Here is a 15,719-nt window from a genome sequence, read left to right as displayed (position 1 = left end):
CCTTGGGCCACCTCAAGCATGACCACGGAATCCCCCGAATCCGCTCCCGAATCACGGCACCGTTCGCGCTTGTGGCGCTGGTCACGCGGCAGCGTGGTTGGTCTGGCCGTGTTGCTGCTGATTGTCGTGCTGCTCGATCGGCTCTTTCCGTTGCGCCTGCCGGCACCCGACACCGGCAGCACCGTGGTACTGGCGCGCGATGGCACGCCGTTGCGCGCGTTCGCCGATAGTGATGGCGTGTGGCGTTATCCGGTCACCTCGAAGCAGGTGTCGCCGTTGTATCTCGCGGCGCTGCTGCATTACGAGGATCGCTGGTTCTACCGCCACCCCGGCATCAATCCCTATGCACTGGCACGCGGTTTTGCGGGTGGACTGCTACACGGACATATCGTCTCCGGCGGCTCCACCTTGACCATGCAGGTGGCGCGGATCATCGAACCCGGCTCCGATGGGTTTCGCCCGCATACGTTTGGCGGCAAGCTGGTGCAGATCCTGCGCGCGCTGCAGCTTGAGGCGCATCTGAGCAAGGCGCAGATCCTCGACCTCTATCTCAACCATGCGCCGTTCGGCGGCCCGATCGAGGGCGTCGATGCCGCCTCGTGGGCCTATCTGGGCAAGCCGGCCAGCCAGCTTTCGCGCGCCGAGGCCGCCCTGCTCGCGGTGTTGCCGCAATCGCCGAGCCGGTTGCGCCCGGATCGCCATCCCGAGGCGGCACGTGCGGCGCGCGACAAGGTGTTGCGGCGCATGCGCGATCTTGGTGTCTGGAGTGCTGCGCAGGTACGTGACGCTGCGATCGAGCCGGTGGTCGCACGCTCGCTACGCGCGCCGTTGTCGGCTGCCTTGCTGGCCGAGCGGCTGCACCAGCAGCAACCGCAGGCACGACGCATCACTACCACCATCGATGCCGACTTGCAGCGTGCGGCGGAGGATCGTGTCACCGCCTATCTCGCGCGATTGCCGGCGCGCACGTCGGCCGCCTTGCTGGTGGTCGACAATGCCACGCTGGAAGCGAGCGTCTACGTCGGCACGGCGGAATTCGCCGACCCGCTCCGGCTTGGCCATGTCGACATGGTGCGTGCGCCGCGCTCGCCCGGTTCCACGCTCAAGCCGTTCCTGTATGGCCTTGCGCTCGACGATGGCCTGATCACGTCGCAGAGCCTGTTGATCGATGCACCGCAGGATTTTGGCGGCTACAAGCCGGGCAATTTCGACGAGGCATTCAGCGGTCCGGTCAGCGTGGCCGAGGCTTTGCAGCGTTCGCTCAACGTGCCGGCGGTGGACGTGCTGGACCGGGTCGGCCCGAACCGTTTCGTGGCGCGTCTGGCCAATGGCGGCATCGACCTCGGCCTGCCCGATGGCGCGAAACCGAATCTGTCGATCATCCTGGGTGGTGCGTCGACCCGACTGGAGAACCTGGTCGGCGCGTATACCGCGTTTGCCAACGGCGGCGTCGCCGGCACGCCACGCTACACGCCGCAACAGCCGGCACAACCGCGACGCCTGCTCTCGCCGGGCGCGGCGTGGATCATTCGCGATGTGCTCGCACACAATCCGGCGGACGTCGAAGGTGCGCCGCTGGAAGGCGCCATCAACCGACACGCCGCGGTCGCCTGGAAAACCGGCACCAGTTACGGCTATCGCGATGCATGGGCGATGGGTGTCACCGACCGCTGGACCATCGGTGTGTGGATCGGTCGTCCGGACGGCACGCCGTCGCCGGGCCAGTACGGTGCGGTGACCGCGCTGCCGCTGCTGTTCCAGATCACCGACATGCTGCCGCAACGCGGTGGCGTGCACCGCGTGCAGCCGGCCAGCGTGCGTGCGGTCGACATCTGCTGGCCACTCGGCGTTGCCGCTGCCGCCACACCGGCGAACCTATGTCGCCAGCGTCGCAGCGCATGGGTACTCGATGACGCGCTGCCGCCCACCTTTGCCGAACGCGATCTCGGTGCATGGGCATCCGGTCTGCTCAGCTTGCGCGTCAACGCCAGTGGCCAGCGCCTGAGCGGCGCTTGTCATGCTCGCCGCGAACACACGATCCAGTTGGCGCGCTGGCCGGCACTGGCGACGCCATGGCTCAGCGTGGACGACCGCGCCAGTTCGGCGCTGCCGCCGCTCGCTCCCGGCTGCGCCGCCGATTCGCTCGATATCGCCGCGCCGATCCGCATTGTCGGCCTTGGCAACGGCGCCACCCTGCGACGCGCACCGAACAGCACCAAGCCGCTGCACGTCACGCTGCGTGCCTTGGGTGCGCAGGGCACCGTGCAATGGCTGCTGGACGGGCGCCTGCAAGGCACCAGCGAAGACGCCGCCCCACTGTCGCTGATCCTGCAGCAAACCGGGCAGCACACGGTCACTGCGCTGGCGCGCAGCGGCGCCTTCAGTTCGCTGCAACTCGATGTCGCGGACTGAGCCAGCCGCTGAGCTGGCCGCGCGAAACTGACGCAAGATCAAGGGGGCAGTCCGTTTTCGCGGCGCAGGAAGGCAAAGGCGTGGACGGCATCGCAGACGCAAGATGTTGTCGCGCTGCCGAATGACATGACCACACACTCGGCGCAGTATCGCCCTGCGGTCGCGGCAGGATCAGGCCGCACGCAGTCCTCGGGGGAGGTATTCATGACAAGGGAGAGATCGATGAGTCGTCGTCAATCGTGGGTGTTTCTTGCGCCATCCGCTTCGCAATATCTGCATTTGCCTGTCCTGGGCATCGCATGTGCAGCCGCATTTTCCTTCTGCATGGCAACCGGCGCGGCGTTGGCGCAGGAGGCTCCGACCCAGTCGAGCCAGACCCAGGCGACACCGGTGGCTGCCACGCAAACGCCGGCCACAACGGATGCAAAGACACCGCCGGCGGCCAGCAAAAAAGCCAAGCCCCCCGTGAACGACCTCAGCGTGATCCAGGTGACCGCCATCGCGAGCAGCATCCAGAGCGCGCTGAAGGTGAAGGAAAACTCCGATGACATCGTCGAAGCCATCGCCGCCGAGGACCTCGGCAAACTGCCGGATGTGAGCATTGCCGACAGCCTGGCGCGTCTGCCCGGTCTGGCGACACAGCGGGTCGACGGCCAGGCCAGCGCGATCTCTATCCGCGGCCTTTCCCCCGACTTCGCGGGCACCACGCTGGACGGGCGCGAACAAGCGACGATCGGCGAGAACCGTGGCGTCGAATACGATCAATACCCGGCCGAGCTGATCAATGGCGCCACGGTATACAAGACACCCGATGCCAGCGTGATCGGGCAAGGCCTGTCCGGCACGGTGGACCTTCACACCATCAATCCGCTGGACCTGTCCAAGCGCACGTTCGTGTTCAACGTGCGTGGCGAGAGCAACAGCAACGGCAATCTCAATCCCGGCACGGGGACCACCGGTCACCGCACCAGCTTTTCCTATGTCGACCAGTTCCTCGACCACACGCTGGGCGTGGCCATCGGCTTCGCCCAGCTCGACCAGCCGATCCAGGAGAAGCAATACCAGGCCTGGTGGTGGAGCGCGGACAACGGCTCGGCGGGCATCGACCAGAACTGGGGTGGGCCGCATACGCCGGGCCTGCCCGACAACGTGATCTCGCAGGAAGGCATGCAGCTGCGTGCGCAGTCGCAGGACGAGAAGCGCAACGGTTTGATGACCGTGCTGGAGTGGGCGCCCAACGAGACCTACTACTCCAAGCTGGACATGTACTACTCCACCTTCAACAAGAAGAAGTTCACCAACGGCGTGCAATGGGACAGCAGTCCTTATAACTACGTGGCACCTATTTCCTACAGCGACGTAGGCACCACGCCTGCGCTGCCGCTGCCGGTCGTGACTTCGGGCGTAATGAGCGGCATCTCGCCGATCCTGGAAAACGACTACAACAAGGAACACGACAAGCTGTATTCGATCGGCTGGAACAACAAGTTCTACCTCGGCGACTGGACCGCCACGGCCGACCTGTCATCGTCCTCCGCCACGGTACGGCTGCACGACGCCTACCTGTTCACCGGCCTCGCCAATGGCGCCACCACCGACGTGGCGTTCAACACGCCGGCGTTTTTTGGCGGCTACCCGAGCTTCTCGCCCAGCGTCGATCTGGCCAATCCTTCGAACGTGGTCTTCACCGACCCGAACAACTACGGCTACAACGGCCGCGAGGAGTTCGACAGCCAGAAGGACACCATCCACGCCGTGCGCCTGGAGGTGAGCCATCCGCTGGGCTGGATTTTCAGCAGCATGGATCTTGGCCTGGCTTATTCGGATCGCACCAAGACCAAGCACGCCGATGTGAACTTCGCGTGGCTGGACGGCAATGGCTCCACGGACACGACCTACCTTCCGCATTTCAGCACACCGGTCAATCCGGCGTTCCTGTACAACCCGACCTCGCTGGGTTATGGCGGGATCCCCGGCATTCTCAACTACAACGTGCTGGGCGCCATGTACAACCAGTTCTACCTGACGCCGGAAAACGAGCAGGGCGACTGGAGCCGCAACTACTCGGTGGAGGAGAAGGTTCCGCTGGCCTACGCCAAGTTCAATATCGAGACGGACATAGCGGGCATTCCCGTGCGTGGCAATGCGGGTGTGCAGTTCGTGCATACGGACCAGTCGTCCACCGCGTTGCAGAGCAACGGCAACGCGCTGGTAGGCACGCTCACCGGCGGCACGTCGTACAACAACGTGCTGCCCAGCCTGAACCTGGCCGCCAAGCTCGGCGAGGGGCAATACCTGCGCTTCGGCCTGGCCAAGACCATGGCGCGCGGCCGCATTGACGACGAGAAGGTGTCCTCGTCCGCCGGCGTGGCGACAGTTACCGACGGCCCGGCTGCGGGGCAGGTGCTCTGGTCTGGCAGCGGCGGGAATCCCCAGTTGAAGCCGTATGTCGCGGTGGGTACCGACCTATCGTGGGAGAAATATTTCGGCAAGGCGAGTTACGTGTCGGTCGCGGTGTTCCACAAGAACCTGCTGAACTACATCTACAACAAGACCATTCTCGACTACGATTTTTCGCATTTCACCAACGACACGCCGACCCTGGTACCCACCAGCAACTACGGTGCATACACGCTGCCCGAAAACGGCACGGGCGGCTCGATGGACGGTCTGGAACTTTCCGGCGCGCTGGAAGGCGGCCTGATCTCGAATGCGCTGGAAGGCTTCGGTGTGCAGGCCAACTACTCGTTGACCAACAGCCGCATCCCGACCAGTTCCATTTCGTCGATCCCGGGTGGTCCCAAGACGTTGCCCGGCCTGTCACACAAGGTGGGCAATGTGACGTTGTACTACGAACGCTACGGGTTCTCCGTGCGCATTGCCGAGCGTTACCGCTCATCGTTCACCGGCGAGGCCGTGGCTCTGTTCGATCAACTCGGCTACACCACGATCCTGGCCAACCGGCAGACCGACCTGCAGCTGGGCTACGACTTCACCAGCGGAAGCTTGAGCGGGTTGTCGCTGCTGTTGCAGGTCAACAACCTGAGCAATGCACCGGACAAGACCGCGCAGTATTCCACCCTGCCGAACAACGTGCCGATCACCAACCCGCTGGAATACGACACCTGGGGGCGCACGGTGCTGTTCGGCATCAACTACAAGCTGTAACCCGCCAGCGTGCACCCGACGAGGCGCCGCCACACGGCGCCTCGTTTCGCCTTGCGTGGCATGGGCAGAGTGATGTGGGTGGATACCGTCGCGATAGTGCATTGTGAAAACGGAGATTGGTGAAGCCAGCGTGCTTCCGTGGATGCCACTTGCCTGTAAAGTCTCAGGTATCTGCTCCAGGCAAAGGAGGTTTCCCATGCTGCGTATCCGATCGATGTGGTTGTCATTCGCCGTGCTGGCGACACTCGGCTCCGGCAGCATCGCGTATGCAGGCGCAACGGGCACGTCGACCGCCATGCCGCAGTCGACCCATTACAAGGACTGGCCGGCGATCAAGAGCGAACTGGCCGCCGATGCTGCGCAGGAAGCGCGCGTGAAGCAGATCGTGGCGAGCATGACGCTGGCCCAGAAGATCGGCCAGATGACGCAGGCGGAGATCAAGTCGATCACGCCCGACGAGGTGAAAAAATACTATATCGGCTCGGTGCTCAATGGCGGCGGCTCCTGGCCCAACAAGGACAAGCACGCCAGCATCAAGGACTGGCTGTCGTTGGCGGATCGTTACTATGACGCCTCGATGGCGACCGATGCGGCGATCAAGGTGCCGATCATCTGGGGCATCGACGCGGTGCATGGTGACAACAACGTGTTCGGCGCCACGCAGTTTCCGCAGAACATCGGCCTGGGCGCCGCGCACGACGCCGCGTTGATCAAGGAAATCGGTGCAGCCACCGCCAGGGCGGTGCGTGCCACCGGTGTCCAGTGGGCGTTCGCGCCTACCGTCGCCGTTGCGCAGAATGTTCGCTGGGGACGTACCTACGAAAGTTTTTCCAGCGAAGGTCCGCTGGTGCACCAGTATGCGCGTGCCTACGTGGAAGGCTTGCAGGGCGACTTCGGCGAGCACAACGTGATGGCGACCGCCAAGCACTTCATCGGCGACGGCGCGACCTGGAATGGCACCGACCAGGGTGATGCCAGGATCAGCCAGACGGACATGATCAACGTGCACGGTGCAGGCTACTTTGGTGCCATCGAAGCCGGTGTGCAGAGTGTGATGGCGTCCTACAACAGCTGGGACGACGTGGGCGCAGGCATCAACTACGGAAAAATGTCCGGTGCAAAGGCACTGTTGACGGATGCGCTGAAGGACAAGATGGGCTTCCAGGGTTTTGTCGTTTCCGACTGGAATGCGATCGGCCAGTTGCCTGGCTGCACCAACGCCAGCTGCCCGCAGGCGATCAATGCCGGCATCGACATGGTGATGGCGCCCGATGACTGGCAGGCCTTCATCGCGAACACCACCCGCCAGGTCAAGGGCGGCCAGATCCCGATGGCCCGGATCGACGACGCGGTGAGCCGGATCATTCGCGCCAAATTGCGCATGGGCCTGTTCGGCAAGCGGCCCTCGCAAGGTGCGGGCGCCGGTGACGTGAAGTTGTTGCAGAGTCGCGAACTGGCGCGGCGGGCAGTCCGCGAATCGCTGGTCCTGCTGAAGAACAATCACGACGTGTTGCCATTGAAACCGGGGGCACGAATCCTGGTCGTCGGCAAGAGTGCCGACAGCATGTCGAACCAGACCGGTGGCTGGTCGCTGACCTGGCAGGGGACGGACAACGGCAACGGCGACTTCCCCAATGGCGAAACGATACTGGCGGGTCTGCGCGACATCGATGGCGCGGCGAATGTCACGTACAGCGAAACGGCGCAAGGCGTAGACCTGAAGCAATTCGATGCCATCGTGGCGGTGATCGGCGAGACACCGTATGCGGAAACGATGGGCGACATCATGCCGTCGGCTACCTTGCGCCACAGCGATCGCCATCCGGAGGATCTGGCGGTACTGCAGATGGTGGCGAAGGCGCACAAGCCGGTCGTGACGGTGTTCGTGGCGGGACGCCCGCTCTATGTCAACAACCTGATCAACCTCTCCGATGCCTTCGTGGCTGCGTGGTTGCCCGGAACGGAAGGTGGCGGTGTGGCCGACGTGCTGTTCGCCGCAGGCCCCGACGCGGCGGTACGCCACGATTTCAGCGGAACACTCGCCAGGCCGTGGCCCGGCGTGCCCTGTCCCGATACAGAGGCTGCCGGCGCCGGTTCGGCGCGCTGGCTCTTCGCACCGGGCTACGGGCTGCGTTATGCCAGCAAGCGTGACGTACCGGTACTGCCCACTCATCCTGCCGTCGATGCTTGCGCCGAAGCTTCGGGGTTGTCGGTGTTTCACACGCTGGCCGTGCCACCGTTCGCGCTCTATCTGGCGGACGGAAACTCCGGGGACAGTGTGCGCGCGGTCGGTTCCGATCTGAACTCCGACATCGACTGGCCGGCCGGCCAGCCGGCACTGCATCTGCGCACGGTCCAGGTCAACACCCAGCAGGACGCGAAATCCATCACGTGGTTCCGTCCCGCCCGTTTCTTCGCGCAGAGTCCGCAACCCAGAAACCTGACGCCGATGATCTCTGCGCATGCGGCGTTGCAGTTCGACGTGGTAATCGGCACGCCCGCAAAAGCGCCCGTAAAGGTGTACATGGGATGCGGCCACGGCTGCACGAGGACGGTTGACCTGACCCGCGCCTTCGCCGTCTATGCGAACGGTTCACGGCATACCGTGTCGATTCCGTTGCAGTGCTTCGCCAGGGACGGTGCCGATCTCTCGCATGTCGACATTCCCTTCGGCATCATGGCCTCGCCGCCGTTTTACGCCGCCTTTGCCGACATACGAATCGTCACCGGTCCGGCGACCGGACGCGTTGATCTGCCATGCGCAAGCCTGGGCGCCCCGTGATCGCGGAGTTGTCGCAAGTGTGTGGCAACCCGTGTCATCTGTCTTGCGTGCACCATGGGTGAGCGGAGGGAAACGCCTGTCTGGGCGGCCATCACGTCTCTTGCCCTGATCACGGCGCTCGCACTGGCGGCCCTTCATGCATCGCGCCGCGCGTCGCCGGCGCCAGTACCCGCGAACATTCCGGCGATGAATCCGCTGGGGCCGGTGGTCCAGCTCTGGCTGAGTACGGCGGATGGCACACTGCGTCTGGCACGGCAGCCGGACATCGAGACGGATGTGGATGAGGCGTCGTCTGCCGACGTGGTCATCGACACCCGCAAGACCTATCAATCGATCGTCGGTTTCGGGGCGGCATTGACGGATTCGTCGGCATGGTTGATCCAGAACAAGTTGAGCGAACAGCAGCGCGGTGCGTTGTTGAATGACGTGTTCGGTCCGTCACCCGGCCTCGATCTGAACATGGTGCGCCTGACCATCGGTGCCTCGGATTTCTCGCTGCAGCCGTACACACTGGATGATGTCCCGTTCGGCGATACCGATCCCTCCCTGCAGCATTTCAACGTCTCGGCCAACCTGCACGATGTCATACCGGCCATGCACGAGGCGCTCGCCGTCAATCCGCAGTTGCGGATCATCGCGTCGCCGTGGAGTGCGCCGGCATGGATGAAGACCAGCGAGAATCTGATTGGCGGAGCATTGCTTGAACAGTACGAAAGCAACTACGCGCAGTACCTGGTCAAATATGTCGACACCTACCGCAGTTACGGCATCCCGATCTTTGCATTGACGCTGCAGAATGAACCCGGTTTCGTGCCCGTGACCTACCCGGGCACGGAACTGTCCGCCGACCAGCGGGCGCGGATCATCGCGCAGTATCTCGGCCCGGCCCTGGCCAGTCGCAAGCCACGAACACTCATCCTTGACTGGGACCACAACTGGGACGAGCCGGAGCAACCGTTGAGCGTGCTGGCCGACCCCGACGCCGCGCGGTATATCGACGGCGTTGCCTGGCACTGCTACCGCGGCGGCCCCGGAGCGCAGACCCAGGTGCATCGCGCATTTCCAGGCAAGGACGCTTACGTGACCGAGTGTTCCGGTGGCGACTGGGCCTACGGCGACACCGGCGAGCTGCTCTGGTTTTCGCGTGATCTGCTACTTGCCGGACTCAGGAACTGGGCGCGGGGGATCGTGTACTGGAACCTGGCGCTTGATGAGCACCATGGTCCGCATTTCGGCGGGTGCACCAGCTGCAATGGGCTGGTCACGATAGACTCGCGCACCGGCGAGGTGAGTCGCAACGATGAGTACTATGCGTTCGCCCATTTCAGTCGATTCGTCCTGCCGGGTGCCTTCCGGGTGCAATCCACCGCCACGGACAAGGGAATCGAGAACGTGGCATTCCAGAATGCCTCTGACGGATCGATCGTTCTGGTGGTGGTGAACAGCAATAAAGATGCGCGTCGTATTTCTGTCATGCAGGGCAAGATATCTTTCGAATATGCATTGCCGTCACGTAGCGTGGCGACTTTTGTATGGGACCCGAATCAGACAGAAAGCACGTGGGTACGATTCATTCGCCGCTATTTCGAAAAGGCGGCCGGCACGCACAACACAGTCAAGTAACGCAGCCCCGATGGCGTCACCGGCCATTTGTCTGCAAGGTGGTTCTACCCTGTTTTCGCGGGCGCTCGAGTCGAGGTTGCAGGCCATGGACCAGGGCGTCCTCTTAAGAAAGAACTAAGCCGCGGCGTCCAGAATGGGGAACATGCATCATGTCCACCATCCCCGATACATGCTGCCCGTGTGGCGATATCGCTTTACCGTGACCGTGCCACGACGCCATGCATTCAGGGTGGCGATGAGCATCGTCGCTGGCCTGCTGCTGTCCGCATGTGCCACCTACGCGCCGGCTCCACTCGGTGATGGTCAGGGCGCAGCCAGCGTGAGGCAACTGACGGCGCCGGCAGCGGCGATGCCGACGCTGGCGATGCCGGAGCATCGTTTCGATCCTTCGAGCGGGCTCGATGTCACCGAAGTGGCGATGCTGGCGGTGGTCAACAGTCCGGCCTTGAAGGTCAAGCGCGATGAGCTCGGCATCGCGCGCGCGCAGGCGTTTGCCGCGGGCCTGCTGCCCGATCCGCAACTGAATTTCGGCAAGGACTATCTCACCCATCCCGGCCCCGGCCTGAGCAGCGCGTACAACCTCGGTCTCAGCGAAGACGTCACTGCGTTGTTGATGCGCTCGTCACGTCGCGCGGCCGCACGCAGCCAGGCCGAACAGGTGAATCTCGACCTGCTGTGGGCAGAATGGCAGAGCGTCGCACAGGCCCGACTGCTGTTCGATCAGGTGCAGACCCTGCGCGCGCAGCAGGCGCGACTCACGTCCGAGCAGACCGCGCTGGCACGGCTCGAACCCGCCATCCACGCAGCCCTGCATGCGGGTAATCTCACTTACGACACCGCCAGTGTGGGTCTCAATGCGGGTGCGGATGTGCGCAAGCGTGTGGCGGACACGGCGATCGCACTGCATCAGGCGGAAAGTGACCTGCATGTCTTGCTCGGACTGGCGCCGAATGCGCGGCTTGATCTCGTAGGTGCGCCGTATCAGGCCAGCGCGACGCCCGAGCAGGTGCAGCAGGCGTTGACCGACCTGCCGCGGCGGCGGCCCGACCTGCTCGCGCTGCAGGCCGGCTACCAGTCGCAGGAGGCGCAGCTGCGCGCGGCCGTGCTGGCTCAGTTTCCGGCTCTGAACGTCGGCTTCAATAAAGCGCGCGACACCACCGACGTGTCCACCCGCGGCTTCAGCATCGGCATCACCTTGCCGCTGTTCGATCGTAACCGCGGCAACATCGCGATCGAGAAAGCCACCCGGCAGCAGTTGAAGGACGACTACGAGGCGCGCGTGCTGGATACCCGCAGCGACATGCAGCGACTCGTCGCCGATCTCGCCACCTTGCAGCAACAGCGCGTGTCACTGGCCGCCCACGCGCAACAGCTGGACGCGGCCCGGCGTGCGGCCGAAACGGGGTGGCAGCAAGGCCTGCTGGACTGGCCGACCTACCTGACCATCCGCAGCAGCGCGCTGAGCGCCGACCTCGACCTGCTCGATCTGCAACAGCAGCAGGCCACCCAGGCGATTGCGCTGGAAGCCCTGCTCGGCAATACCGATCTCGCCACCGTCCATCCTGTTTCCGTCAAAGCAGTCACGCCATGAATCGTTCAATCCCTTTGCCCAAGCTGTGCGGCCTGCTGCTGCTGCTCGGCATGCTGGCCGGCTGCAGCCATGGCGCCGCCGATGACGACGATGCCACGGCGCCGCCGGGGCAGGTCGCGGTGACCACGGTGATGCCAACGCAGCAGGTTTTTCACGACACCGTGGACGCCTGGGGCAGCGCGATCGGCGATCCACAGCACGCACGCACGATCAGTCTCGCGCATGGCGGCCAGGTGGCTGCCGTGAACGTGGCAGGCGGTCAGACGGTCAAACACGGCCAGCCATTGCTGCTGGTCACACCCGATCCGGCGGCGCGCAGCAGCTACCAGCAGGCGCAGAGTGGACTGACCCTGGCCAGCGGCGAACTCCAGCGCACCGAGCAACTGGCTGCCCAGCGGCTGGTCACGCAGTCGCAGCTGGCAGCTGCACACAAGGCGCTGACCGATGCGCAGGCGGCACTCGACGCGCAGCGTGCGCTCGGCGGCGGCGCGGCCGAGGAGGCGGTCGATGCGCCGGCCGATGGCGTGATCACCGCGCTCAGTGTGGGGCTGGGCGAACGCTTCGCGGCGAATGCGCCGTTGCTGGGTTTTACACCGGCGCATGCGCTCGTGGCCCAGCTTGGCGTGCAGCCCGAAGATGCCGCGAAGCTGCATGTCGGCATGCCGGTTCGATTGCGCAGCGCCTATGGCGCGACGGATTTTGCCGGCAGCTTGAGCATGCTCGGGCAGTCGATCGATCCGCAGACGCATCTGCTGCCGGCACAGGTCGAGCTTCCCGCAGCGGCCGGCGCGACCTTGCTGGCCGGTGCGGCACTGGATGCACAGATCCGCACGGACGACTTCAACGCCTGGGCGGTGCCGCGTGCAGCAGTGCTGCATGACGAGCATGGCGACTACCTGTTTCAGGTCGAACACGGCCACGCCAAACGCATCGGCGTGACAGTGCGCAGTCCGGATGGCGATACCGTCGGCGTGCAAGGCGCGCTCGATGCGCAGGCCAAGGTGATCGTTCTCGGCGCCTATGAACTCAATGATGGCGATGCGGTGCGGGAGTCCGCCCAGTGAGCATCACCGCATGGATGCAGCGGCATCGTCGTTCGCTGTTGTTCCTCCTCCTGATGCTGACGATCGGCGGCATCGCCAGCGCGTTGCTGATGCCAGTGGCGCTGTTCCCGAACGTGGCGTTCCCGCGCGTGCAGCTGACCCTGGATGCGGGCGATCGTCCGGCCGACCAGATGGCCATCGAGGTGACCACACCGGTGGAAGAGGTGATCCGGCGCGTGCATGGCGTGCGCGACGTGCGCTCCACCACCGGTCGCGGCAGCGCGGACGTCGCGGTGACGTTCGACTGGGGCGCGGACATGAGCGCGGCGCTGCAGGAGATCAACTCGGCCGCCGGGCAGATCCTGCCGCAGCTGCCGGCGGGCACGCAGTTGTCCACCCGCCGGATGGATCCGACCACCTTCCCGGTGCTGGCCTACAGCCTGCGTTCGCATACCTTGTCGCCGAGTGCCTTGCATGATCTGGCCGAGTACCAGCTGCGTCCGCTGCTGAGCGGAATCAGTGGCGTGGCCCAGGTCGAAGTGCAAGGCGGCGAGGTGGCCGAGTTCCATGCCGATGTCGATCCCGGCAAGCTGCGCGCGCTGAACATCAGTCTGAGCGACGTCGCCGGCGCAGTCAGTCATGCCGCCACGATCCAGGCGATGGGTCGCGTTTCCGACCACTACAAGCTGTACCTGCTGCTGGCCGATAACCAGCCGGCCACCGTCGCCGCGCTGCGCGACATCGTGATTCGAGCTGGCTCTGCCGGGGTGGTGCATCTCGGCGATGTAGCCGCGGTCAGTCTCGATCATGTGCCGCAGTGGATCCGCGTCAATGCGGATAGCCAGAACGCCGTGCTGCTGCAGGTCTATCAGCAGCCTGACGGCAATACCGTGCAGATCGCCGGTGAGGTGAAGCAGCGGCTGGCCGACTACGCGCCGCAGATGCCGGCCGGTGTACAGGTCGCCAACTGGTACGACCAGACCCAGCTGGTGACCGGCGCGGCCCGCAGCGTGCGCGACGCGATCCTGATCGGCATCGTGCTGGCCGGTCTTGTGCTGTTCGTGTTCCTGCGCAACACGCGGGTGATCCTGGTCGCGTTGATTGTGGTGCCGGCGGTGCTCGCGATCACCGTGCTGCTGCTTTACGTGCTCGGCATGAGCTTCAACATGATGACGCTGGGCGGCATGGCCGCCGCGGTCGGCCTGATCATCGACGATGTGATCGTTATGCTCGAGCACATCATGCGTCGGCTCAACCAAAGCGCCGGTGAAGTGCACGAGCGCATCGCTGGCGCGGCATGGGAGTTCACTCGTCCGCTGACCGGCTCCAGCGCCGCCACCGTGGTGATCTTCCTGCCGCTGGCCTTCCTGACCGGCGTCACCGGCGCCTTCTTCAAGGCGCTGTCGCTGACCATGGCCAGTGCATTGATCATTTCCTATCTGCTGACCTGGATTGCGGTGCCGTTGCTGGCACAACGCCTATTGGATCGGCGCCCGCTCGACCGGCGCCACCGGATCGAGCATCCGCCGGGCCGTTTCACCCAGCGCATGATGCATGGCTATCAGAACCTGCTGCAGCGCGGGCTGCAGCGGCCGTTGCTGATCCTACTGCTGGTGGTGCCGCTGCTGCTGGTCGGTGGCGTGGCCTATACCCGCGTCGGCACGGGCTTCATGCCGCAGATGGATGAGGGCGGTTTCATCCTCGATTACCTGTCCAAGCCCGGCACCTCGCTGGAGGAAACCGACCGCCTGCTGCGGCAGGTCGAGACGATCATCCGCGCGAACCCGAATGTCGATACCTACTCGCGACGTACTGGCCTGCAGCTGGGCGGCGGTCTCACCGAGGCGAATAATGGCGATTTTTTCGTGCGCCTGAAAAGCGGCTCGCGTCCCTCGACCGAAGAGGTGATGACGCAGGTGCGCACCGAGGTCGAGCAGAAGGTGCCAGGGCTGGATATCGATTTGTCACAGTTGATGGAGGATCTGATCGGCGATCTGGTGGCGGTGCCGCAGCCGATCGAGATCCAGTTGTACAGCGATGATCCCGCGGAGTTGGCGGCCACTGCCGGCAAGGTCGCCGACGCGATCGGCAAGATCACCGGCGTGGTGGGCGTGCGCGATGGCATCAATCCGGCTGGCGATGCGCTGACCGTGCAGGTCGACCCGGCCAAGGCGGCGCTGGAAGGCCTCGATCCGACCAGCGTTACCGATCAGGTCGCTGCAGCGATCGATGGCACGGTGGCCGCGCAACTGCCGCAAGGCAGCAGGATGGTCGGTGTGCGCGTGCGCCTGCCGGAGAATTCGCATCAGCGACTGGAGCAGGTTGCCGCGCTGCCGATCCGCGCGGGCGATGGTCACCTGCTGCCGCTGTCACGAGTGGCCACGCTGCAGCAGGTGCAGGGCCAGCCGGAAATCACCCGCGACAATCTCAAGCGGATGGATGCGGTCACCGGCCTGATCAGCGGGCGCAGTCTCGGCGCGACCATCGTCGACATCAAGAAGGTATTGGCGCAGCCAGGCCTGCTGCCGAAAGGCATGTTCGTCCAGCTCGGTGGCCTGTACCAGCAACAGCAACAGGCGTTCCGCGGCCTGACCATCGTGATGCTGGCGGCGATCGCACTGGTGTTTACCCTGCTGCTGTTCCTGTACGAGAGTTTTCGCGTGGCGTTGGCGATCCTGGCAATGCCGTTGCTGGCGATCCCGGCGGTGTTTGCCGGGCTGTGGCTGACCGGCATCGAGCTCAATATCTCGGCGATGATGGGCATGACGATGATCGTCGGCATCGTCACCGAAGTGGCGATCTTCTATTTCTCCGAATTCGAGCAGGCCAACGCCGAGATGCCGTTGCACGATGCATTGCATGCAGCTGGCCAGCACCGTACACGACCGATCCTGATGTCCACGCTGGCGGCAATCCTTACCCTGCTGCCGCTGGCATTCGCAGTCGGCGAAGGCTCGCAGATGCAGCAGCCGCTGGCGGTGGCGATCATCGCCGGCCTGCTGGTGCAGGTGCCGCTGGTACTGCTGGTGATGCCGGTGCTGTATTCGTTGTTGCGGCGTCGCGATGCAGGAAAGGTCGGCTAAGGCACGCGTAAGCTGGT

The 15,719-nt window shown here is 64.4% G+C and carries 7 protein-coding genes; all 7 read left to right on the top strand.

The window, feature by feature from the left end; translation table 11 throughout:
* The first annotated feature begins 18 nt into the window (after window positions 1–18).
* The 7 genes from pbpC (at window position 19) to B0E50_RS08495 (ending at window position 15,702) form a co-directional block, all read left to right on the top strand.
* Window positions 19–2,412 (top strand): penicillin-binding protein 1C, encoded by a 2,394-nt coding sequence (gene pbpC / locus B0E50_RS08525; protein WP_077440758.1) that lies wholly within the window; start codon window positions 19–21, stop codon window positions 2,410–2,412.
* 222 nt (window positions 2,413–2,634) lie between these two features.
* Window positions 2,635–5,580 carry a TonB-dependent receptor gene (locus tag B0E50_RS08520; RefSeq protein ID WP_254427218.1) on the top strand — a complete coding sequence of 982 codons (2,946 nt, stop codon included), beginning with the start codon at window positions 2,635–2,637 and terminating at the stop codon, window positions 5,578–5,580.
* Window positions 5,581–5,776: 196 nt separating this feature from the next.
* Entirely contained in the window at window positions 5,777–8,362 is a 2,586-nt protein-coding gene (locus B0E50_RS08515) for a glycoside hydrolase family 3 N-terminal domain-containing protein (RefSeq protein ID WP_077440756.1), read from the top strand.
* A gap of 186 nt (window positions 8,363–8,548) precedes the next feature.
* The gene (locus tag B0E50_RS08510) at window positions 8,549–9,985 is read left to right on the top strand and encodes a glycoside hydrolase family 30 beta sandwich domain-containing protein (protein ID WP_254427217.1); all 1,437 of its coding nucleotides are present in this window, start codon (window positions 8,549–8,551) and stop codon (window positions 9,983–9,985) included.
* 235 nt (window positions 9,986–10,220) lie between these two features.
* Window positions 10,221–11,576, top strand: a complete 1,356-nt coding sequence (locus B0E50_RS08505) for a TolC family protein (protein ID WP_139350806.1) — start codon at window positions 10,221–10,223, stop codon at window positions 11,574–11,576.
* Window positions 11,573–12,640: an efflux RND transporter periplasmic adaptor subunit gene (locus tag B0E50_RS08500; RefSeq protein ID WP_077440753.1), complete on the top strand. Its 1,068-nt coding sequence runs from the start codon at window positions 11,573–11,575 to the stop codon at window positions 12,638–12,640. Before B0E50_RS08505 ends, B0E50_RS08500 begins: the two co-directional genes overlap by 4 nt.
* Window positions 12,637–15,702, top strand: a complete 3,066-nt coding sequence (locus B0E50_RS08495; RefSeq protein ID WP_077440752.1) for an efflux RND transporter permease subunit — start codon at window positions 12,637–12,639, stop codon at window positions 15,700–15,702. Before B0E50_RS08500 ends, B0E50_RS08495 begins: the two co-directional genes overlap by 4 nt.
* Window positions 15,703–15,719: the final 17 nt, after the last annotated feature.

Origin of the sequence: Rhodanobacter sp. C01, from assembly GCF_002001045.1 — a bacterium.
Taxonomy (GTDB): Bacteria; Pseudomonadota; Gammaproteobacteria; order Xanthomonadales; family Rhodanobacteraceae; genus Rhodanobacter.
This window is presented reverse-complemented; position numbering and strand designations above follow the sequence as displayed.